This window comes from Streptomyces dengpaensis (assembly GCF_002946835.1).
In the GTDB taxonomy this organism is placed as follows: domain Bacteria; phylum Actinomycetota; class Actinomycetes; order Streptomycetales; family Streptomycetaceae; genus Streptomyces; species Streptomyces dengpaensis.
This window is the reverse complement of the sequence record NZ_CP026652.1, coordinates 2,668,048-2,691,281: the sequence shown is the minus strand read 5'-3', so window position 1 is coordinate 2,691,281 and position 23,234 is coordinate 2,668,048. Positions and strand designations below refer to the sequence as shown.

The 23,234-nt window shown below is 67.8% G+C and carries 15 protein-coding genes and 1 pseudogene; 10 read left to right on the top strand and 6 right to left on the bottom strand.

Going from position 1 to position 23,234, the window contains the following annotated elements; genetic code table 11:
* Positions 1-16: 16 nt before the first annotated feature.
* Positions 17-604: a Uma2 family endonuclease gene (locus C4B68_RS12075; RefSeq protein ID WP_099504786.1), complete on the top strand. Its 588-nt coding sequence runs from the start codon at positions 17-19 to the stop codon at positions 602-604.
* On the opposite strand, the gene C4B68_RS41845 is transcribed toward C4B68_RS12075, so the two are convergent.
* Positions 601-903, bottom strand: coding sequence for a hypothetical protein (locus C4B68_RS41845; RefSeq protein WP_167458940.1), 303 nt, complete (start codon positions 901-903; stop codon positions 601-603). The two genes, C4B68_RS12075 and C4B68_RS41845, sit on opposite strands and share 4 nt — an antisense overlap.
* A 43-nt stretch (positions 904-946) precedes the next feature.
* Here C4B68_RS41845 and C4B68_RS12065 point away from each other — a divergent pair, with 43 nt between their 5' ends.
* From C4B68_RS12065 to C4B68_RS12015, 9 genes and pseudogenes are all read left to right on the top strand, one after another.
* Positions 947-5,272, top strand: coding sequence for an RHS repeat-associated core domain-containing protein (locus C4B68_RS12065; RefSeq protein WP_107475414.1), 4,326 nt, complete (start codon positions 947-949; stop codon positions 5,270-5,272).
* Positions 5,269-5,691, top strand: a complete 423-nt coding sequence (locus C4B68_RS12060; RefSeq protein ID WP_167459075.1) for an Imm10 family immunity protein — start codon at positions 5,269-5,271, stop codon at positions 5,689-5,691. The genes C4B68_RS12065 and C4B68_RS12060 overlap by 4 nt, the downstream gene beginning before the upstream one ends.
* 1,054 nt (positions 5,692-6,745) lie before the next feature.
* The gene (locus C4B68_RS12040) at positions 6,746-7,999 is read left to right on the top strand and encodes a helix-turn-helix domain-containing protein (protein ID WP_240634692.1); all 1,254 of its coding nucleotides are present in this window, start codon (positions 6,746-6,748) and stop codon (positions 7,997-7,999) included.
* Between the two features lie 2 nt (positions 8,000-8,001).
* The gene (locus C4B68_RS12035; RefSeq protein ID WP_099504780.1) at positions 8,002-8,301 is read left to right on the top strand and encodes a 4a-hydroxytetrahydrobiopterin dehydratase; all 300 of its coding nucleotides are present in this window, start codon (positions 8,002-8,004) and stop codon (positions 8,299-8,301) included.
* A gap of 430 nt (positions 8,302-8,731) precedes the next feature.
* Positions 8,732-10,084 (top strand): annotated as a pseudogene (locus C4B68_RS43155) (RHS repeat-associated core domain-containing protein); the annotation flags it as partial.
* A gap of 372 nt (positions 10,085-10,456) precedes the next feature.
* The gene (locus C4B68_RS44705) at positions 10,457-10,930 is read left to right on the top strand and encodes a restriction endonuclease fold toxin (protein ID WP_373682254.1); all 474 of its coding nucleotides are present in this window, start codon (positions 10,457-10,459) and stop codon (positions 10,928-10,930) included.
* A gap of 173 nt (positions 10,931-11,103) precedes the next feature.
* On the top strand, positions 11,104-11,403 hold the full coding sequence (locus C4B68_RS12025; protein ID WP_240634311.1) for a hypothetical protein: 300 nt from the start codon (positions 11,104-11,106) through the stop codon (positions 11,401-11,403).
* A gap of 606 nt (positions 11,404-12,009) precedes the next feature.
* Positions 12,010-12,828: a hypothetical protein gene (locus C4B68_RS12020; protein ID WP_099504777.1), complete on the top strand. Its 819-nt coding sequence runs from the start codon at positions 12,010-12,012 to the stop codon at positions 12,826-12,828.
* Between the two features lie 44 nt (positions 12,829-12,872).
* Positions 12,873-13,796, top strand: a complete 924-nt coding sequence (locus C4B68_RS12015; protein WP_099504776.1) for a hypothetical protein — start codon at positions 12,873-12,875, stop codon at positions 13,794-13,796.
* A 184-nt stretch (positions 13,797-13,980) separates the two neighbouring features.
* Here the strand turns inward: C4B68_RS12015 and C4B68_RS12010 are convergent, their stop codons facing one another.
* From C4B68_RS12010 to glgX, 5 genes are all read right to left on the bottom strand, one after another.
* The gene (locus C4B68_RS12010; RefSeq protein WP_099504775.1) at positions 13,981-14,484 is read right to left on the bottom strand and encodes a DUF1990 family protein; all 504 of its coding nucleotides are present in this window, start codon (positions 14,482-14,484) and stop codon (positions 13,981-13,983) included.
* A 99-nt stretch (positions 14,485-14,583) separates the two neighbouring features.
* The gene (locus C4B68_RS12005; protein WP_240634310.1) at positions 14,584-16,644 is read right to left on the bottom strand and encodes a M4 family metallopeptidase; all 2,061 of its coding nucleotides are present in this window, start codon (positions 16,642-16,644) and stop codon (positions 14,584-14,586) included.
* A 327-nt stretch (positions 16,645-16,971) separates the two neighbouring features.
* Positions 16,972-18,831: an ABC transporter ATP-binding protein gene (locus C4B68_RS12000; protein WP_099504773.1), complete on the bottom strand. Its 1,860-nt coding sequence runs from the start codon at positions 18,829-18,831 to the stop codon at positions 16,972-16,974.
* Positions 18,828-20,684: an ABC transporter ATP-binding protein gene (locus C4B68_RS11995; protein ID WP_099504772.1), complete on the bottom strand. Its 1,857-nt coding sequence runs from the start codon at positions 20,682-20,684 to the stop codon at positions 18,828-18,830. Before C4B68_RS11995 ends, C4B68_RS12000 begins: the two co-directional genes overlap by 4 nt.
* Before the next feature lie 261 nt (positions 20,685-20,945).
* Positions 20,946-23,201, bottom strand: a complete 2,256-nt coding sequence (glgX, locus tag C4B68_RS11990) for a glycogen debranching protein GlgX (protein WP_099504800.1) — start codon at positions 23,199-23,201, stop codon at positions 20,946-20,948.
* Positions 23,202-23,234 lie beyond the last annotated feature (33 nt).

Here is a 23,234-nt window from a genome sequence, read left to right as displayed (position 1 = left end):
GGGGAGGAGCGCCACGATGACCGTCCTTGAAGACAGGATCGAGATGGCCGAGGAAAGCGGCGAGCTGACTCTGGACGTCATGTTCGAGTGGCTCGAGAAGATGCCCGTCCCCGAGGGAACGAAGGTCGAGATCGTCGGGGGGAACATCTTCATGTCACCACAGCGGCAAACGCACTGGGAGATCATCCTCGGCATCGCGGAGCAACTCCGCGGCAGGTACGACCGCAAGCGGCTGGCGTCGGACGTGCGGATCGACTTTCCCGGGCACCTGAACGGTTTCGCCTGCGACGTGGCGGCGATGGCCGATCAGTCGGTGAAGGACAGCAAGGGCCGCTGGCGCTACCAGGATGTCGAGTTCGTGGCCGAGGTCATCTCCAAGGACACCGCCGCCAATGACTACGGCACCAAGAAACTCACGTACGCGCTCGCTGAAGTCCCCGTCTACCTCATCGTCGATCCCTACCAGGCCCGGTGCCGCCTTTTCACTCAGCCCAAGGACGGCGACTACACCACCGAGACGAAGATCGCGTTCGGCGACCCGGTGGACCTCACTGACCAGGTGGTCGGCCTCACCCTCAAGACGGACGAGTTCCCTCGCGACTAGTGTCTCGTGATCCGGTTCGTGTCACCTTCCGCGATCCCCGTCCCGGCGACCCACCGCGTGGACACTGCGGCCGGGCGCGAAGAGGCCACGTCCTGCAGGTAGTTGGTGGTGCCCTGGGAGCTCAGCAGCTGCCCGGTGGCGTTGTACTTGTAGCTGACCATCTCGGTGGCCAGCCCGCCGACGGCGGGCTCAGTGGCCCCGCCGAGGGTGCCGTCCAGGTTGTAGTCGCTCGGTCGGCGAACAGGACTTCGGCGTTCTCCGCCTTTGCCCTGGCCAGATCGTCGGCCAAGTCTCCTCACACCAGACGCGGACGGCTTCCGGGTCCTGTTCGACGGGGAAGCGGTGCAGCACACCTACCTGTACTCCGGCGGTGGAGCCTGGCACTACAACGAGGACCCGCTCACTCCGGAGAAGGAGCGCACCTGGTCGGTATGGCGAGGCTTCGGCGAGGTCACCCACATCACCGGCGCACCGAACGGCACACAGTCCAAGGCCGTCACCGTCTACCTGCGCGGTATGAACGGCGACCGCGTCCTGGGGCCGGACGGCAAGACCCCGGACAAGGACCAGCGCAAAACCGCCACCGTGACCGGTATCAAGGCCGGCGAGATCACCGACTCCGACCAGTACGCCGGTTTCACCCGGGAGTCCGTCACCTACAACGGCGCGGACGAAGTCTCCGGCACGGTCAACGACCCCTGGTCACAGAAAACGGCCACCCAGCACAAGTCGTACGCGGATACCGAGGCGTACTACGTGCGCACGGGCGCCACCCACACGCGTACCAACATCACGAGCGGCATCACTCCGCGGGATCGCGTCCGCACCATCGTGACCACGTATGACAGCTACGGGATGGCGTCCAGGGTCGATGACAGCGGCGACGACGCTGTCGACGGGGACGAGAAGTGCACCCGTAACACCTACGCCCGCAACGACACGGTCGGCATCAACGGGCTGATCTCCCGTGTCCGCGTGGTGGCCAAGCCCTGCGCGACGCTGAACGCGGACCTGGATCTGCCGACCGACTCCACTCGCGCCGGCGACGTCATCTCGGACACGGCGACCGCCTACGACTCCAAGACCTATACGACCACCCAGACCCCGACCAAGGGCGAGGCCCAGTGGGCGGGCCGGGTGAAGTCCTACGCGGCCGATGGCACCCCGAGCTGGCAGAGGATTGCCACCACCGACTACGACACCCTGGGCCGTCCCACGGTGGTCAAGGACACCAACGACCTGACGGTGGCCACCACCGCCTACACCCCGGCGGCTGTCGGCCCACTGACCTCCACGACCGTCACCGACGCCAAGACCTACCAGACGACAACGCTGGTGGACTTCGCGACCGGCTCTCCGACCAAGGTCACCGACCCCAACAACAAGGTCACCGAGACCACGTACGACAGCCTCGGGCGCACCACCCAGGTCTGGCTGCCCAATCGGCTGCGCGTCCTGAACGCCACGCCCAACTACGTCTACGGCTACCACGTCACGAGCAACGCCACTGACATCTCCTGGGTGTCGACGGGTGCCATCAAGGGTGACGGGTCGGGCTACAACACGACCTACGAGCTCTACGACTCCCTGCTGCGACCCCGACAGGTCCAGACCCCCACACCACGTGGCGGACGGCTCGTCTCCCTGACGCTCTACGACTCGCGCGGCCTCGTCGTCGGCACCCGCAGCGACATCTGGGACTCGACCACGGCGCCCAACGGCCAGTTCGTGGAGACCGACGGGGGCCAGGCGCCGATCGAGACCAACACCACGTACGACGCGGCGGGCCGTGTCAGCCAGACGGTCACCAGCGGTCGGGACCTCTCCACCAACGGCGACCCGCTCGTGCGCCGGGTGACGATCAACAACACGTACACCGGTGACATAGTGTCCACCTCGGCCGCCACAGGCGGCCAGGCCACCTCGGTCATCACCAACGCGCTCGGCCAGACCACGCAGCGCCGTGAGTACGCCGGCCCGCAGCCCACGGGCACCTCGTACACCGCGACTGACTACACATACACCCCGGCCGGTCAGCAGAAGACCATCACGGGTCCGGACGACGCCCAGTGGTCATACGCGTATGACCTTTTCGGTCGCCAGGTGGATGCCGTTGACCCAGACAAGGGTGCGTCGCACACGGCGTACGACAGTCTCGACCGGGTCGACTGGACGACGGACGCGGCGGGCAAGAAGCTGCTCTACGGCTACGACGAACTCAGTCGCAAGACTGCCAAGTGGCAGACCGAGCGGACGGACGCCAACAAGCTGGCGTTCTGGGGCTACGACGCCGTGGCCAAGGGCCAGCAGGACACGGCCGTACGCTACGACGGCAGCCTCACCAAGGCGTACACCCAGAAGGTCAAGACCTTCGACAGCCTCTACCGCGCCACCGCCAGTGAACTACAGCTCCCCGACAGTGAACCGCTGGTCGCGGCGGGCGTGGCCAAGATGCTGTCCTTCAGCGGCAACTACAACCTGGACGGCACTCTGAAGGGGGCCACCGAGCCAGCCGTCGGCGGCCTGGCAACCGAGACGGTCAGCTACAAGTACAACGCCACCGGGCAGGTGCTGAGCTCCCAGGGCACCACCAACTACCGGCAGGACGTGGCCTATTCACCGCAGGGCGACCTGACCCAGCTCATCCTCGGCACCGACCCGACCAGCTCGGCGAAGAAGGCGTACGTCAACTACACGTACGAGCCCGGCTTCCGTCGCCTGACCCGCGCGTACGTCACCGACGACGTCCACGCCTACATGCCCCAGGACCTGAACTTCACCCAGGACGACGCGGGCAATGTGACGTCGGTCTTCGACGGCACGACCCAGGGCGGCACGACCAAGGCCGACTACCAGTGCTTCACCTACGACGGGTACCGGCGCCTGACGGAGTCCTGGACCCCGAAGACGGCGGACTGCGCGGCCTCGGGCCGCGCCGTGGGGAACATTGACGGTCAGGCTCCGTACTGGACTTCGTACACGTACAACGACGCGGGACAGCGCAAGACCGAGACCAAGCACGCCGCCTCGGGCGACAGCACCACGACATACGAGTACGGCACAACCGCGGGGCAGCCGCACCCGCTGGCCAGGACCACCGGCGCCACGGCGGGAACGTACACATACGACCCGACCGGCAACACCACCGGGCGCCCGGGTACGGCGGCTCAGCAGACCCTGAACTGGAACAGCGAGGGCAAGCTCGCCACAACCACCGAGGGCGCGAAGGAGGCGGGCTACCTCTACGACGCCGGCGGTGAACTCCTCATCCGCCGCGCGAAGGGCGACGGCGACACGATCCTCTACCTCGGCGGCACGGAAGTCCGCCTGACGGTCAAGGGCACCGCCAAGACCCTGTCCGGCACCCGCTACTACACGGCCGCGGGCCAGACCATCGCCGTCCGCACCGCCGTGTCGGGCACTCCGGGCACCAAGCTGAACTTCCTGGCCGCCGACCACCACGGCACCTCCAGCATCGCCCTGGACGCCACGACGTACGCGGTCACGAAGCGCTACACGACACCGTTCGGCGCCTCACGCGGCCCGAAGGCCACCAACTGGCCCGACGACAAAGCCTTCCTGGGCAAGCCCGCCGACGAAGCAACAGGACTGACCCACATCGGAGCCCGCGAATACGACCCGGGAATCGGCCAGTTCATCAACGTCGACCCGGTCCTGTCGGTCGACCAGCACCAGTCGCTCAACGGCTACAGCTATGCCGGCAACTCGCCTATCACCCAGTCCGACCCCACCGGTCTGTGCTTCGCAGACGTCTGCGGAGTCGGCACCCCCAAGGGCGACGGATCAGGCGAGATCATCACGGACGGCCCCATCGACCCGAACAACCCGGGCGGCGGCAGCTGCCACCACGGCTCATGCTCGACTGTCTACGCAGACCCTGATAGCAGCGGCACAGCTTCCACCAGCAGTTCAGGAAACACCAGCAGTGGTGGCGGCGGGCTCAAAAAGGGGCCTGGGGATTCAAAAGGGTGTGGATCCTGGGGATTTCTCGCCAGCTTTTGCTCAGGTACCGGCGAGCTGTTTTACGGCGCGGTCAGCAACGTTCCGCATATGGCGGAATACGCCGGATGGATTTTCGACAGTGACTGCCGCGGATACGGCGGCCCAGGAATGCCCGGCTGCGATTACGGAAACCAGTTCGACAACTGGGTAGCGAGCGAGGCCGGATATGACCTCAACAGTGATTACTATCGAGTCCCCAGCGCGCTCGCAGCGATCTTCGGGCACAGGCCCAGTTATGGGCGCCCAAACAAGCCTTACGCTGGCAGTATCGTCGGGCCGACATCGAAGACCACTCACTGGGCAGGGGTGGAGGTCCGAAGCGCGGAGGGCAAGTTGACGAACTCATACTCCCTTCGGAGCGGGACCCAGACGCCAGAGGAGAAGGCCCTCGGGTTCCCCAACAATTCACAAGCCAGTCATACCGAGAGTCGTGTGACGCGCATGTCGGGTGCAAGTCCACACGTCAAGATCTCGGGAGATCGCTACGCGAACCTGGCCCCGGTGAAACCTGGTGACATCGTGACGATCGCGGGCACCAATCCGCCATGCACGCAGTGCCAAGGCTCCATGAGGCGCGCGGCCGCCGAAACAGGAGCAACGTTCGTGTACGTTTGGGAGCAAGAAACCTGGAGCAGTGCGGGGTGAGCAACGCGGTGAACCGTCCTGAGTGGCTCGTCAGAGTCGTGGCCGTACAGGAGAATGTGCCGGATTCCTGCTTTATTGTAGGAATCGCCGAGGATGAATACGGCGAGGGGCGCTATCTCACCCTCCAGAGCGGCTTGGAAGAACCTGGCGAGCAGGAGCGAAGGCTAGGCCTGGACAGCTACTGCGTCGTCAACGAGACAGGGGGAGTCCACTACGGAGGAATCGAAAGTGTCGCCCTGTCGGCAGATCAAATCTCCTTCCGCTTCACCTCTGAGGCAGTTGGCGCACTCTCCCTTCCGGACCAGGAAATGACTCTCGATATCGCACCCGGTTCTGATGTACAGAACCTCCGCGATGGGCTGCGCAGAGTGCTAACTTACGGAAACCCGGATAAGTTTCCGGCGGAACTGCATATTTGAGAATTGGAAATGGCCAACATGAGGTCCCAGGAGCCCGCTCCTGGGACCTCATGTGTTCTGTCTATCGTAGATCGCGCTCCCGCCTGGCAGCAGGACGCGGGGCGGACGGCCGATCAGGGCGGTTACCGGGCGCGGGGCCCGTTCCCGGTGCGGCAGCGCGGGCACTGGCACGCAGGCCATGTGAGAGGGGTGGCGAGCCGTTCCGGGTCTGGGTCGGCCGTGACCGTGATCCGCTTCGACGGCATGGTGTGTTCCCCATCGGGGCCGATCCGGTACGTGACGATGGTCATGCGTGAGGCACCCGGCTCGGGCCGCTTCCCCGCGTTCACCGGCCGTCTCCCGGTGTGTGGCAGGAGCACGGACAGCGCCGCACCAGCAGCACGCCGACCGTGTGGGGCAACGGCACATCCGCCGTCCGGCGGCACTCTTCGTGTAGATCTTCATAGCCCGGCCGCGTGGCCACCGTGCATTCCGCCGACCGCCACCCCGGCTCCTCGACCTGGCCCCCGGTCCGCTGTGGCCGCATTCCCGTCGACCCCATCACGCCACTCCTTCAGCGCCGACCACATGCTGGTCAAGGTCCACGCCGAAGTCCGCTGCGAGGACCAAGGCAACACGGCGCCGGTGCTGCCGCGCCGGCTCCCGCTCGACCTCAAGCACATACGGCCGCAGGGCCGCAGCACGGCCGTCGAGCGGCGCATCCTCCCCGGACGGAGAAACGCGGGGTGGGAAGTCGCGAAATCGGGAAGTCGGGATACGGGGTGCCTCTGGGCGGGTGGCGGGGGCGGATGCGGCGGGGCGGGAGTCGGCCCGGCGCTTGCCCCTGCCAGTCGCGAACACGCCCAGCACCCACCGCACGTACGTGTGGATAATGCTCACTGTCGTCAGCTCCTCGATAGCTGGTGGCCACGCCCACGGACCGGTCGCACGGTCGCGGGGGTCTTGTGGGTTTAGCCCTCTGTCCAGGAAAGCCGGGCAGTTGGTTTTGGGGAGGAGCCTGTCTACGGGCCAATTGGGGGGCCAGAATGGGGGCCAGGACGGAGGCACCGTGGTGATGGAGACCATTGGCCAACTGCTCAAGCGGCTACGCAACGAGCGCGGTTGGACGCAGCAGCAGACCGCTGATGATTATTGCCGGGTGTCCGGTACGGTCACGAAGGACGCACGCGAGGTCGGACGCTGGGAGCGCGACAGGCGCATCCCGACCCCGGAAACCCGCAGACATCTTGCGATCGTGTTCGGTGTCCCGCTGGCGATGCTGGATCGAGCGGCGGCAGTCGCCCGGCAGACACGGCGGGAAGCGCATGCCGAAGTGAGCAGGTCACCCCGCGAGGAGGTGGCCGACGTGGACCGCCGGATGTTCGTCGGCACCGCTGCAGCCATGGTGCTGACCACGAGAGTGATCGCTCCCCGGCACGTCGACCCTGCGTTGATCCCGTACTTCGAACAGCAACTGGATGGCCACTACCGCGCGGACATGCTGCTCGGACCACGTGCTCTTATCGGCACGATCGTCGCTCAGTGCGACCTGATCTGCCAGCTCGTCAACACGGCGGAGTGGCCGACTCGTCAGCGAATGGCGCGCGTCGGGGTGGCGTACGCAACGTTCGCCGCTTGGCTCCATCTCGACGCAGGCGATCCGGTAACGGCGCTGCGCTGGCACGACGTCGCACAGGAACTCGCGCACAGATCCCGCGACCGGGAAGCGGTCGCCTGTGCCCTGGTGGACCGTGCCATGGCGCGCACCGATCAGGGCATGGGCACGGCCGTGATGGATCTCTGTGAGAGCGCGCTGATGGACGCCCGGAACCTGTCGCCGGAAGTGCAGGTGTTCGCGCTACAGCAGCAGGCGCACGGTGCCTCCCTCATCAACGACCGGCGCCAGGTCGACGAGCTGCTCGACAAGGCCGCGCGGCTGCTCGGCAGGGTCGACGTCGAGGTGTGGGGTACAGCTTGCCTGCGTACTCCGCACTACGTCGAGGTGCAGCGCGCTACGTGCTACGGACGGCTTGGCCTGGCCCACGAAGCTGAGCATGTGTGGCAACAGGTCATCCCGTCAGCTCCGCCGACGTCCCGGCGGGATGTCGGCGTATGGACGGGGCGACAGGCTATGGCTGCCGCTGCGATGCGGGAGCCGGAGCGCGCGGTAGAGCTTGCGCGGCACGCGGCCGGAATCGTGGTGGAAACGGGTTCGGAACGGGCCCGGCGGGAGTTGGCGGCGCTGGAGGTGGCCATGGCGCCGTGGCAAGCTGAGCGGATCGGCCAGGACCTGGCGGAGGTGCTGGCGCCCATCGGAAAGGGGGTTTGACCGTGGCTGAGGCTCTGTCGACGGAACAGATCGAAGAGCGCATCAGTAACCTGAACGGTTGGTCTACAGACGGCCGCAAGATTGTGCGCTCGTACTCGATCCCGCACATCCAGGGCGCGGCGTTCATCGTTCACATCGCGGCCATTCAGGATGACCTCGGGCACCACTCGGACGCGACTCTCGGGTACAAGACCGTGCGCGTCTCCATTAGCTCAAGCGACCTTGGCGGGTACGTAGCCGAGCACGACATCGAATTGGCCCGGCGCATCGAAGCTGCCGCAGCAGCACACGGCGCAACCTGATACCAGCAGCACCGCACGTCTGCCCCGGCACGGACTCGCCGCTGGGGGCTTGGCACGCTTCCAGCCGGTGAGGGCATGGTGCTGACCTGCAACTGCCCGGCTGCGTCCTCACCAACCAGTCCGCCTCGATGTGCCGTACCTGCGAGCCCCTCGACTTCACCAACGACCGTTCCGCGCACGAGCTTTCGGCGCCCGTCACCTTCTCCGGCCGGTGGCGCGCCGACCGTTCTTGCGGTGGCCGCGGGCACCAAGTCGGGTGGCGGCGACTACAAGGCGACTCCGCTGTCGTCGTCAGCGACCTGGGATGTCGGTGGCTCGTCAGGCAACTTCACCTGGTGGTACCCGCTGCGGGTGCCGCCGTCGGCTGCGGGTCCCTGGCCCGACCTGACGATCTCGTACGACTCCGGCACCAGCGACGGCCAGACGGCCAGCAGGCGTGGCCAAGACGCTGTCCTTCAGCGGCAACTACAACCTGGACGGCACTCTGAAGGGGGCCACCGAGCCAGCCGTCGGCGGCCTGGCAACCGAGACGGTCAGCTACAAGTACAACGCCACCGGGCAGGTGCTGAGCTCCCAGGGCACCACCAACTACCGGCAGGACGTGGCCTATTCACCGCAGGGCGACCTGACCCAGCTCATCCTGGGCACCGACCCGACCAGCTCGGCGAAGAAGGCGTACGTCAACTACACGTACGAGCCCGGCTTCCGTCGCCTGACCCGCGCGTACGTCACCGACGACGTCCACGCCTACATGCCGCAGGACCTGAACTTCACCCAGAACGACGCGGGCAACGTGACGTCGGTCTTCGACGGCACGACCCAGGGCGGCACGACCAAGGCCGACTACCAGTGCTTCACCTACGACGGGTACCGGCGCCTGACGGAGTCCTGGACCCCGAAGACGGCGGACTGCGGGGCCTCGGGCCGCACCGTGGGGAACATCGACGGCCAGGCCCCGTACTGGACCTCGTACACGTACAACAACGCGGGACAGCGCAAGACCGAGACCCAGCACGCAGGCTCAGGCGACAGCACCACGACGTACGAGTACGGCACAACCGCGGGGCAGCCGCACCCGCTGGCCAGGACCACCGGCGCCACGGCGGGAACGTACACATACGACCCGACCGGCAACACCACCGGGCGCCCGGGTACGGCGGCTCAGCAGACCCTGAACTGGAACAGCGAGGGCAAGCTCGCCGCAACCACCGAGGGTGCGAAGGAGGCGGGCTATCTCTATGACGCCGGGGGTGAACTCCTCATCCGCCGCGCGAAGGGCGACGGCGACACGGTCCTGTACCTCGGCGGTACGGAAGTCCGTCTGACGGTCAGGGGCACCGCCAAGACCCTGTCCGGCACTCGCTACTACACGGCCGCGGGCCAGACCATGGCCGTCCGCACCGCCGTGTCGGGCACCTCGGGCACCAAGCTGAACTTCCTGGCCGCCGACCACCACGGCACTTCCAGCATCGCCCTGGACGCCACGACGTACGCGGTCACGAAGCGCTACACGACACCGTTCGGCGCCTCACGCGGCCCGAAGGCCACCAACTGGCCCGACGACAAAGCCTTCCTGGGCAAGCCCGCCGACGAAGCAACAGGACTGACCCACATCGGAGCCCGCGAATACGACCCCGGAATCGGTCAGTTCATCAGCGTCGACCCGCTGCTGGAAGTCGACAAGCACCAAACCCTCAATGGCTACAGCTACGCCGCCCAAAACCCCCTCACCTACTCCGACCCCACCGGTATGGGGCTCGCGTGCGGAGGAGCCGGCGGTTCCCAGGAAGGCTGTCCGACACGCCCGGACGGACAACCAGGCAATGGGCGACCCAACGAAGCCGTCGACGATTCCAAACCGGCTCCGGATCATCCCTGCAACAGCAACTGCGGCACCTCGAATACGAGCAGTGGCCCCTACTACTCATGCTCTGGCACGGGCCCAGCCGAGATCTGCAGGCCGATCACTGGCCCCGGAGATTCGAACACCAACGCTGGCAACTATCTCGGCAGCTTGTTGTCGAACGGAGACTTCTGGTCGGGGCTTATTGAGACGATCGGGGGTGCCTTCAGCGGAGGCGCAGGGCTTGTCCTCGTCGGCTCCGGAGCCGTCGAATGCGGGACCGGGGTCCTGTGCCCTGTGGGCGCACCATCAATGGCAGTCGGCGCGGGCCTCGTCGCCGCCGGCGTGCCTTGGATCCAATCAGGTTCGGACAAGCTGGGGCAGGCCTTTCGGGAGGCAGACGGGGCGGCTGCCGGAGACGGTTCAGCCAATGCCGGTATGGGTTCCTTGGTAAAGGTGAATAAACCCGACCCATCAGCAGATGCCTTGGCGGAGCGCCTCCGGGGCGAATCGCGGGTCAAATTCGAAAACGATCCTGCGGGGCGGGAGTTCGACGCCGTCAGTGATACGTACGTCGCGCAGGCGAAACCCGCGAATTTTCAACTCGGGAAGGCGTTCCGGCGGCAGGCCCAGGCAACCTTCAAGATGGCTGGGGCCACTGGCCGAGTTCCTTACTTCCAGTTCGACGGTGCCCCGGGGCCCGGGGTGGTCGATGCGATCAGGAGATACTCTCAGCGCTATCGCTTGCCAGCGGTAATCGACACGGAACCGATTATCCTGCCTTAAGGCCTCACGGACAGGGACCAGTAGGGGGTACTGTATGGTTGTTTGCCCCGGTACCCATTGGGGTGCCGGGGCAATATTGTTCCTTAGCGGATCGGAATGATGCTGTGGCCGTGTATGTGTCTATCAGGGGATGGATCGAGTGCGACCGAGAGCAATTGACTCATATTGAGAGCGTGATCTCGAAGAATGTTGACGGTCACTACTCTGGTGGGTGGGGATTCCCTGATCGCCCGTTTAACTGGACGTCATTTGTCTTTTATGGTGGCGATATTCAAGAGGGCGATGTTCCTTGGCTGTATGATCAATTGAAAGAGATTGCTCGCCTTTCTGTCTCGGATGTAGATGGCCCCGGCATTCAGGGCCTATTTGTTGCAACGTCTGAAGTTAAAGGTGCAGTCGAGTGGCAGATTCGCGATGGTGGTGTCCATATCGTGCCCATCGGTGAAGAACTCCGTTACCTGGGTCCTGAATGAGTTGCCATTGAACCCTTCTCCGTAACGTGTCGTGGTGGTTCGTGATTTTTTGGTGCACTCCCCGTTCCGGGTTGTCTGACTGCCTATGGACGAGTCACCAGCCGTGACACCGAAGTGAACCTGCTCTGAGCCTGGAGCCACCGATCGGTGTCGTCGTCAGCGTGTAACTGGCCCAACCTTGCTGATCAGTTGGGCCCATGCTGTCTTGCCTCTTCGGTCAGTGGCGGGAATGGTTCCCCGGTTCGCCGCGAGCGCCGCGACCAGGGTCAGGCCGCGCCCATGGTGAAATCCCCGCCGAAAAATCCCGGTTTCGATCACCTCCGTACGCAAGCTTCCCTTTTGCGTGACCAGTTGACACGCCGTGATGGCCCTGACTAGAAATCCGCACGCCACACAGGCAGATCACGGCGAGGACGGGGCGAAGGCGCCTGGTCGGCGTGCCTGCGCGTGGCACGGGTCGCGGCAGTGCTCGGTCGGGAATTCCCGGCTCGTCAACCTACCTTTGGGGGAATGATGAATTTGCGCGTGCGGTTAGGCGCATTCACCCGGCTGCCCAGAACCATCGGGGCATCCCTGGTCGTCGGGGCGGCGGCCATGGGATTGCTGGTGAGTTCGCCGGCGAATGCCGTCGAAGTGGAATCCGGGACGCTCGATGTCGTCAGCGAAGTCGGGGACCCCGTCGGCGGTGGATACTCGTATGCGTACAGCGACGGTGAAAGTTCGGCCGACGCCATGTACGCAGGCTGGGACAACGACGGGAACAAGGTCACCGTCATCGTCCAAGGCGCCAACGGCGATCGCTGGAGTGTCGTCATGGGAGCCGAGTACGGGGAGCAGTTGGTCCCGGGTACTTACACCGGCGCCTCCGACACGCCGGCGCTCGGTGCGCCGAGGCTCTCCGTCAGCGGCACGTTCTACGGCTGTGAGTCCGAGGGATCCTTCACCATCGACCGCATGGTGCTCGGACCGCGCGGCTATGTGGAGTCGCTGGACGCGAGCTTCGAGCAGAACTGCGTGGGCGTGGCCCCCGGGCTCACCGGCCAGGTCCACCTCACCAACCCGCCGCCCCCCGCGGAGCTGACGCTCGGCGTCGACATCGCCGCGTCCGGCACCGTCGGAGCGGACGGGAAACCCGCCGTGCACGGCACCGTGACCTGCACCGAGCCGGTCAACGTGCTGGTGAACGGCAGCCTCAGTCAAGTAGTGGCCAAGGGCAGCCTTGCGACTGCCTCGTACCACACCCGGGTCGACTGCACACCGGGCACGCCCGCCGCCTGGGCGGCGGACGGGACCGTCACCGGCGGCGTTCCCTTCGAAAAGGGCGATGCCGCGGTCGAGTTCAAGGCACAGGCAACTGACCCGGTGTACGGGCACACAGTCGTCACCGACCTCGGGACAGCCAGCGTGTCCCTCAGTAAGAGCTGAACGGCCGCCGTACTTCACCACCCCTCTTCACATTTGGAGTTTTCTTGAGATTCCTTGCACGCAAAAGCACGTACACGCGCATCACCCCCGGCGTCGCTGCGACGCTGGCCCTTACGGCGGTTGTGTCGGGCCTGCTGGGCGGCACGGCACAGGCGTATGAGGTCGAGTCCGGAACCTTCGCCTTCAGCGGGGATGCGGGCGAATACATCAGCGCCGGACAGTCGTACTCGTACACCGATGGCGATGGCTCCCAGGACGGAATGACCGTCCAGGGCTTCACCACCAGCGACGGTGTCGGAACCGGCGTCGGTGTGTTTGTCGACAGTGCCAACGGCGACACGTGGTCCTTGCATCTCGAGGCGCCGTGGGGCCCGTCCCAGCCGCTGGTGCCCGGCACCTACACCGGAGCCAAGGCCAATCCGGCCCCCGGTGAGCCCCGGATCGAGCTCCGGGGCAACGGCCGGGACTGTCTTGCCGAGGGCTCCTTCACCATCCGCTCCGTGGAGTTCGCGACCCGCGGTTATGTGAAGGCTCTCGACGCTTCCTTCGAACAGCGGTGTCCGGGAGCCACGGAATCGGTGCGCGGCGAAGTCCGCCTGACCAATCCGGAGCCGCCCGCCGAGACCGCGGTGGGGCTGCAGGTCGCCGCCGATGCCGTCGCCGACAGGGACACCGGGAAGGCCGTCGTCCACGGCACGGTCACCTGCAATGCGCCTGTCACGGTCCAGTCGTACGGCACCGTGAGCCAGACCGTCGAGGGCGCCACCGTCCGCGGCTCGTACAGCACACCGGTGGCATGTGTGCCGGGCGAACCCACGCCGTGGACCGCGCAGGCCACGCCCACGGGCAGCGTGCCCTTCCAGCGCGGCGAGGCCAGCGTGCTCGCCCGCACCACCGGTACGGACCCGTTCTACGGCCACACGATCACGGCTGACTACAGCGGCTTGCTCCAAATCGACAAGAAGTAACGGCTGGAAACACCAGATCAGAGGTCCTCCCGTCCAGCGGACGGGAGGACCTCTGCGCTCGCACGGAATCCGCGGTGCGAAGGACACGGGGCGGCAGCCTGTGACAGGCCCGGCGGCAACTTGGGAGGCGCTCGTCGCTCACGTCCGGCGGCCGGTAGGGGACGTCAGGCCCCTGCCGTTCACGTCACATCGGGTCCAGCCCCGCGCACAACCGCCGCAGCACCTTCCCGCACCGTTGGGCGTACGCGTGCTGCAGCCCCCTCGTCGCGGCGCCGCCCGCGCGGGCGTACCACTTGGCCGGGCGGCTGAAGGCGGTGATGGTGAGCCAGACGGTGCCGTCGCCGGTGCGGGTGATGATGAAGGCCTCCTCGCCGGACTCGGGATGGCCGGAAAGGGTGCCGTAGGCCCAGGCCGTGCGGCGGTATTCCTCGGCTGTCCAGACCACGCGGCAGGGGGCCTTGATGGGGCCGAGGGTTACGGTGACGTCGACTCCGGGGGCCGCCTTGTCCGCGGTCGCGGAGATGCCGACGCCCATGGCCCGGTGCAGCTCCCAGGTCATCAGGGCCTCGGAGGCGCGGCGGAAGACGGCCTCGCCCTCGCCTATGCGGGTGCGGACGTGCAGTCGGTGGAAGCCCGGCGGGCAGCGGTCCTCGCGGGTCGCGCCCACGTCCTCGTACGTGTAGGGCATGGGGCAAGAGTAGGGCGGCACCCGGAGCTGCCTCTTTCCGGGTGCCGCCTTCGTTCGTCTACCGGGACGTCAGCCCTTGAGCTCGGGCCGGCAGACGGTCTACGGGAACGTCAGCTTCCAGCTGTTGATGGTGCCGACGTCCTGCGCCGCCTGGTCCTGGACCCTCAACTTCCAGGTTCCGTTGGCGACTTCGGAGGACGCGTTGACCGTGTAGGTCTCGTTGACGTTGTCCGCCGAGTCGGAGGAGCTGAAGTTCTTCAGGCGGTACGCCGTCCCGTCCGGGGCCAGCAGGTCGATGACGAGGTCGCCGCGCCAGGTGTGGGTGATGTCCACGGCGACCGCGAGGTTCGACGGGGCGTTGCCGGTGCGGCCGGTGACGTTGATCGACGAGGTCACCGCCGCTCCGTTGTCCGGAATCGCCACGTCGGCCGTGTTCTCGAAGGACGTACCGCCACCGCCGCCCCCGGAGCGCGAACCGACGGCGACGGCCGCCCACGCGTCCTGCACCGCCTTGTACTCGGCGCTCGTCGTGCCGTACAGCTCACCGGCCACCGCGAGGGTGCCGGTGCGGGCGCCCGCGTAGTTGGTGGTCGAGGTGAACTTCGTGGTGAGCGCCTTGAACCAGATCTGCTCTGCCTTGGCGCGGCCGATCCCGGTGACCGGAAGGCCGTCCGAGGTGGGCGAGTCGTAGGTGACACCGTTGATGGTCTTGGTGCCACTGCCCTCGCTCAGCAGGTAGAAGAAGTGGTTCGCGGGACCCGACGAGTAGTGCACGTCGATCGAGCCGATGCCCGAGTACCAGCTGTCCTTGGACGCGCCGTCCTTGCTCGGCTTGTCCATGTAGCGCAGCGGCGTGCCGTCACCGTTGATGTCGATCTCCTCGCCGATGAGGTAGTCACCGACGTCGGAGGAGTTCGCCGCGTAGAACTCGACCGTCGAGCCGAAGATGTCGGACGTCGCCTCGTTCAGGCCACCGGACTCGCCGCTGTAGTTGAGGCCCGCGGTGACCGAGGTGAGGCCGTGCGTCATCTCGTGGGCGGCCACGTCGATCGACGTGAGCGGGTTGGCGTTGCCCGAGCCGTCGCCGTACGTCATGCAGAAGCAGCTGTCCGACCAGAAGGCGTTGACGTAGTTGTTGCCGTAGTGGACGCGCGAGTACGCGCCCACGCCGTCGCCGCGGATGCCGCTGCGGCCGTGCACGTTCTTGTAGTAGTCCCAGGTCAGCGCCGCGCCGTAGTGCGCGTCGGCGGCGGCCGACTCCAGGTTGGAGGGGCTGCCGTTGCCCCACACGTCATCGGGGCCCGAGAAGAGCGTGCCGGTGCCGGAGGTGCCGCGGTTCAGGTTGTACGTCTTGTGACCGCCGCGCGCGCCGTCGGTGAGGTTGTACGTCGACCCGGACTGCGTGGTGCCGAGCGTGACCGTGCCGCTGTACACCGTGTTGCCGGTGCCGGTCTCGATCGCCTCCCACTCGTACAGCTTCTTGCCGGTGGTGGCGTCCGTGATGACGTGCAGCTCCTGCGGGGTGCCGTCGTGCTGGAAGCCGCCGACGACCGTCTCGTACGCGAGCACGGGCGTGCCGCTCGCCGCCCAGACGACCTTGCGGGGCGCGCGGTTGACGCCGGGGCTCTCGGCCTCCTCGGCCTTCGCGGCGCCCAGGGCCTGCTGTTCGGCCTTCGCGGCGGCGACCGCCGGCTTCAGCGACGCCACCTTGATGGTGGACTTGCCGGCCTTGGTGATGGCCTCGGTCGCACCCGACTTGGCCGTCTCGACCACCAAGTCGCCGCCGAGGACCGGGAGTCCGTCGTAGGTGCGCTCGTAGCGGGTGTGGAGGGTGCCGTCGGCGTCCTTGACGACGTCACGGACGACGAGCTTCTCCTTGGCGCCGAGGCCCAGGTCCCTGGCGGTCTCCGCCTTGGTGGCCTCGGCCTGGCGTATCAGCTCGGCGCGCTGGGCGGGGGAGAGCTTGACGGGCACAGCGCCCGGGTTGGCCTTGCCCGCCGCCGACGGTGCCTTCTCCGGTGCGGCGGCAGCGGCGCCCGACTGGACGGCCGCGGCCAGCAGGGCGGACACGCCGACGAGGGCGACGCCCGCGATACGGCGCTTGGTGATGGCAGACGTGGGTCTGTGGGAGGTGCGTCTGTCGGAGGAACTGCTGTTCAACACTGACTCCTTCTGCGTGGCCACGGGTCGCGCGGCCAGTGGGGATCCGGACGGTGGGTTCCCTGTCCGGGCAGAACGGGGTGAACGCGGAACCAGGTGCATGGGGGGAGCACGGCGAACACAGCGATGGTGCTGTGGGGTTGCTGTGATGCAGCCGTGGGAAGAGTCGCAGGTGATCTGGCTCTCTGTCAGGAGCGCATCAACAACTTGGCTGGAAATGGTCCGTTGTCCGGACGGTCATGTTCGGTATACGGATCGTTCGGCGGCCGTACACGGAGATCGTCGGGGCGCCGGTCACGTCCTCTGCCACTTGCCCGCCGTCCGCCGCTAAACGAGGCTGTCGCGCCACGCCCGGTGCAGGTCCGCGAATCTGCCGGTGCCCGCGACGAGTTCGGCCGGTGTGCCGTCCTCGACGATCCGTCCGTGCTCCATCACCAGGACGCGGTCGGCGATCTCCACCGTCGACAGCCGGTGTGCGATGACCACCGCCGTACGGCCGCGCAGAACCGTCGACATGGCGCGCTGGACGGCCCGTTCGCCGGGGATGTCCAGGGAGCTGGTCGCCTCGTCGAGGACGAGGACCGCCGGATCGGCGAGCAACGCCCGTGCGAAAGCAACCAGTTGGCGCTGGCCTGCCGAGATGCGGCCGCCCCGTTTGCGTACGTCCGTGTCGTAGCCGTCGGGCAGGGCGCTGATGAAGTCGTGGGCGCCGATCGCCTTCGCGGCCCGCTCGATCTCCTCGCGGGAGGCGTCGGGGCGGCCGATCGCGATGTTCTCGGCGACCGTGCCGGAGAACAGGAAGGCCTCCTGGGTCACCATCACCACACCGCGCCGCAGTTCGGGCACGGAGAGGTCGCGCAGATCGACGCCGTCGAGCAGGACCCGGCCGTCCGAGGGGTCGTAGAAACGGGCCAGGAGCTTGGCCAGGGTCGACTTGCCCGCTCCCGTCGAGCCGACGACGGCCACCGTCTGTCCGGCCGGGAGCGTGAGGTCGAAGCGGGGCAGCACTTCGCCGCCGGTGCGGTAGGCGAACCGCACGCCGTCGAAGACGACCTCGCGGCCCGGGTGTTCCGACCGGAGGTCCGGAAACCGCTGGGGGGCTGACGGCTCCGGCACGGACGGCGTCTGGGCCAGCAGGCCGGCGATCTTCTCCAGCGAAGCCGCCGCGGACTGGTACGAGTTGAGGAACATGCCGAGGCGGTCGATCGGGTCGTACAGGCGGCGCAGATAGAGCACCGCCGCCGCCAGGACACCCAGCGCCAGCGAGCCCGAGGCCACCCGGTAGGCGCCCCACAGGACGATTCCCGCGACCGCCGTGTTGGCGACGATCCGGGAGCTGACGACATAGCGGGCCATCTCCAGCAGGGCGTCGCCGTTCGTCCGCTCGTGTCGCTCGTTGAGCACCCGGAAGGCGGCGTCGTTGGCGGCCTCGCGGCGGAAGGCGCGCACCGGGCGGATGCCGTTCATGGTCTCGACGAACTTGACGATCACGGCGGCGATGGCGGTCGACCGGATCCGGTACACCCGCCCCGCGCGCCGCTGGTAGATCCGTACGAGCAGATAGAGCGGCACGAACGACGCCACCGCGAGCGCGCCGAGTCCCAGGTCCAGCCAGAGCAGCATCGCCGAGATGTACACGAAGGACAGGACGACGGTCACCAGCTCCTGCAGGCCTTCGTTGAGCAGCTCGCGCAGCGACTCGACATCCGTCGTGGAGCGGGAGATGAGCCGGCCCGAGGTGTAGCGCTCGTGGAAGTCGATGCTCAGCGCCTGCGCGTGCCGGAAGATCCGCCCGCGCAGATCGAGCAGCACGTCCTGGTTGACGCGGGCGGCGGCGATGACGAACGCGTACTGGAGTCCGCCCGAGGCGAGCGCGCACACCAGGTAGGCGACGCCCACGGCGATGAGCGGACCGAGGTCGTCGCGGCGGAACGCGGGTACGGCGCCGTCGATGGCGTACGCCACCAGCAGCGGGCCCGCCTGCACGGCCGCCTGCTGGAGCAGCAGCAGGAGCGTGGTGAAGGCGACCCGGGATTTCATCGGGGCGAGCAGGGAGCGCAGCAGGGTGGTCGTCGCACCCGGGGGAGTGGGCAGGACATCGCGGTCGAACGGGTCACCCGGGCCGCTGGGCTGGGAGGGCTCCTGCTGGTCGTCGGCGCCGGGCACGGATGTGGTGGGCGCCGTCATCGCGGGTTCTCCCCTTCTTCTCCGGACATCAGGTGGGCGTACTCGGCGTTGGTGCGCAGGAGTTCGTGGTGGGTGCCCACGGCGGTGATACGGCCGCCGGAGAGCAGGGCGACACGGTCGGCGAGCAGGACCGTGGACGGTCGGTGGGCGACGATCAGGGCGGTGGTGTCCGCGAGCACGTGCCGCAGGGCGGCCTCGACGGCGGCCTCCGTGTGGACGTCGAGGGCGGACAGGGGATCGTCGAGCACCAGGAAGCGGGGCCGGCCGACGACGGCCCGCGCCAGGGCGAGCCGCTGCCGCTGGCCACCGGAGAGGCTGAGTCCTTGCTCGCCGACCTGGGTGTCCGTGGCCTGCGGAAGCGCGTGCGCGAACCCGGCCTGGGCGACGGCGAGCGCCCGCTCGAGCTCATCGGCCCGGGCGTCGTCGCCGGCGCCCATGAGCACGTTGTCGCCGACGCTCGCCGAGAAGAGGGTCGGCTCCTCGAAGGCGACGGCGACGAGGGTGCGCAGCGTTTCTCTGGGCAGCGCCGCGACGTCCTGGCCGTCGAGGGTGATCCGCCCCGAAGTCACCTCGTGGAGGCGGGGGATGAGCGCGGTGAGGGTGGTCTTCCCGCTTCCGGTGGCACCGACGAGGGCCATGGACTCGCCGGGGCGAATGTGGAGGTCCACGCGGTCGAGGGTGGGAGGGGAGCCGGACGGGGCGTCGGGGTACCGGAAGGTGACGGCGTCGAACCGAAGCCCGCTGTCCTTGACGCCGGCCGCGGCAGCCGTCGTCACCGCGCGGTCCGGGGACGCGTCCTCCGGCTCCGCGTCCATCACCTCGAAGTACCGCTCCGTCGCCGTCGCCGCCTCCTGACTCATCGCCAGCAGGAAGCCGATGGAGTCGACGGGCCACCGCAGCGCGAGTGCCGTCGACAGAAACGCCACCAACGTCCCCGCCGACAACTCCCCGTCAGCCACCCGCACGGTCCCCAGCACCAGCGCCGCCCCGATCGCCACCTCCGGCAACGTCACGATGACGCCCCAGATCGTCGCCAGCAGCCGTGCCTTCCGCAGCTCCGTTCCCCGCAGCGTGCGCGACAGCTCACGGAACGCCCGTGCCTGACTCCGGTGCCGCCCGAACCCCTTGATGATCCGGATGCCGAGCACGCTCTCCTCGACGACGGTCGTCAGATCCCCGACCTGGTCCTGCGCCCGCCGCGCGACCTCGGAGTACCGCCGCTCGAAAATCACGCAGGTGATCATCACGGGCACGGCGGGCCCCAGGATCACCAGCCCGAGCGTCCAGTCCTGCATCAGCATGATGGCCATGCCGACGAGGATCGCCACCCCGTTGACCAGCAGGAATGTCAGCGGAAACGCGAGGAACATGCGCAAGAGCATCAGGTCCGTCGTGGCCCGGGACAGCAACTGCCCCGAGGCCCACCGGTCGTGGAAGGCGACCGGCAGCCGCTGCAGATGCCGGTACAGATCCGCCCGCATCTCCGCCTCGACATGCGACAGCGGCCGCGCCACCAGCCACCGCCGCAGCCCGAACAGCAACGCCTCGGCGAACCCGAGCAACAGCAGATACAGCGCCCCGAGCCACACCCCGGCCGGATCCCGGCCGGCGACCGGCCCGTCGACCATCCACTTCAGGACGAGCGGAATCACCAGCCCCACGCATGACGCGATGATCGCGATGCCGGCGGCGGTGAACAGCCGCACCCGTACCGGCCGCACGTACGGCCACAGCCGCAGCAGGCTCCGTACGGTCGCATGCCCGCCACGGCCTTCGACAGTGGCACGGCTCTCGCTGTCAGTGCACTTCTCGTTCCCGGCCCGGTTCTTGGTCACCGCGTCTGTAGTGGACATCACCGGCGAGCCTACGGTTCGCCACTGACAGCGCCCACCGAGTTTTGGCCGGACGTGAATCGTTCGATGGCCCTGGGCCTGCGGATGGTTTTCGCCCCCTCCGCCCCTACCCTCCCCCACTCTCGGCTTCTCCCCCCAGTGCCTCAAGGGCCTGGGAGGTACCCCCAGAGCGGGGGGACCCCATCGTCCCTGGGGGCTGCCGCCCCCAGACCCCGCATCGGCCTGAACGGCCTCGTCCTCAAACGCCGGACGGGCTGAGAATCACCCCACCACCCGCAGCAGCAGAACAGCCCGACCCGGCACCGTGACCGCCACCCCCGCCCGGTGCACCACGCCCGGCGCCTCCCCCTGCTCCTCCCGCGAGGTGTCGACGACCACCTCGTACCGCTCGGCCCACGGCGACCCGGGCAGTACGAAACTCACCGGCCGGTCCCCGGCGTGCAGCACGGCGAGGAAGCTGTCGTCCACGACGGGCACCCCTCGCGCGTCGCGCCCGGGAATGTCCCGCCCGGACAGATACATCCCCAGCGTCGCGGCGGGCGCGTACCAGTCCCGCTCCGTCATCTCGGTGCCCCGCGCGGTGAACCACGCCAGGTCCCGCAGTCCGTCGGCCGAATGGGCCCGCCCGGAGAAGAACGCCCGCCGCCGCAGGACGGGATGCTCGTGCCGCAGGGCGATCAGCCGGGACGTCAGCTCGAACAGCGCCCGGCACCCGGGGTCGTCGAGATACGACCAGTCGACCCAACTGATCTCGTTGTCCTGGCAGTACGCGTTGTTGTTCCCGCGCTGGGTCCGCCCGAACTCGTCCCCGGCGACCAGCATCGGCACCCCGGTGGACAGCAGCAGCGTGGTCAGGAGATTCCTCAACTGACGCCGCCTCAGGGCCCGTACGCGCTCGTCGGTCGTCTCTCCCTCCGCCCCGCAGTTCCATGCCCGGTTGTCGTCGGAACCGTCCCGGTTCCCTTCCCCGTTCGCCTCGTTGTGCTTGCGCTCGTACGACACGAGGTCCCGCAGCGTGAACCCGTCATGGGCGGTCACGAAATTCACCGAGGCGTACGGCCGCCGCCCACCCCAGGCGTACAGGTCACTCGACCCCGAAAGCCGGTACCCCAGATCCCGTACGTCGGGCAGTGCCCCGCGCCAGAAGTCCCGTACGGCGTTGCGGTACCGGTCGTTCCACTCCGTCCACAGGGGCGGGAAGGACCCCACCTGGTACCCGCCGGACCCGACGTCCCAGGGTTCCGCGATCAGCTTCACCCGCCGCAGCACCGGATCCTGGGCGATGACCGCGAGGAACGGCGAGAGCATGTCGACGTCGTGCATGGAGCGGGCCAGCGCGGCGGCCAGATCGAAACGGAAGCCGTCCACCCCCATCTCCGTCACCCAGTACCGCAGCGAATCGGTGATCAGCCGCAGCACATGCGGCTGCACCACGTGCAGCGTGTTCCCGCACCCCGTGTAGTCCGCGTACCGGCGGGCGTCCGACTGGAGCCGGTAGTAGCCACGGTTGTCGATGCCGCGCAGCGACAGCATCGGGCCCAGCTCGCTCGCCTCCGCCGTGTGGTTGTAGACGACGTCGAGGATGACCTCGATGCCGGCCGCGTGCAGCGCGCGCACCATCCGCTTGAACTCGCCGACCTGCTGCCCGGTCGTACCGGAGGCGGCGTAGCCGGCGTGCGGCGCGAAATAGCCGATCGAGTTGTAGCCCCAGTAGTTCCGCAGGCCCTTGCTCAGCAGATGGTCCTCGTGCGCGAACTGGTGCACCGGCAGCAGCTCCACGGCCGTCACGCCGAGCCGGACCAGGTGCTCGATCGCGGCCGGGTGGGCGAGCCCCGCGTACGTGCCCCGCAGCTCCTCCGGAATCCCGGGGTGCAGGCGCGTGAACCCCCGTACATGCAGCTCGTAGATCACCGAGTCCGCCCACGGGGTCTTCGGGCGGTGGTCGTCCGACCAGTCGTCGTCATCGTGGACGACGACACCCTTCGGAACGTACGGCGCCGAGTCCCGGTCGTCGCGCACGGTGTCGGCGACCTGCTGCTGGGGCCAGTCCCGGACGTGCCCGTACACCTCGGGCGGCAGGCTGCTGTGTTTGATTTTTATGGCGCCGTCGACGGCACGGGCGTACGGGTCGAGGAGCAGCTTCGCCGGGTTCCAGCGGGCGCCGGTCCACGGGTCCCAGCGACCGTGCACGCGGTAGCCGTAGCGGCGGCCCGGCAGCACGCCGGGGACGAAGCCGTGCCAGATCTCATGGGTGAGTTCGGCGAGCGGGACACGGGTCTCGGCGCCCCGCTCGTCGAAGAGGCACAGGTCCACGGCTTCCGCGCCGCCCGCCCAGAGGGCGAAGTTGGTACCCGCGGCGCCGTCGGGGCCGACGCGGAAGCGCGCCCCGAGCGGGGTGGGGGCGCCCGGCCACACGGACACGGCGGGCGCCGCGCTCCGCTGGGCGCCGTTCAGCGCGGAGCCCGGCTGCGCGGGCAGCGCGTCGCCCGCGGCGGGGATGGTCTCCTGCTCGGGCAGGCCGCCCCCCGTGGCGAGGATCGTGTCCTGCTC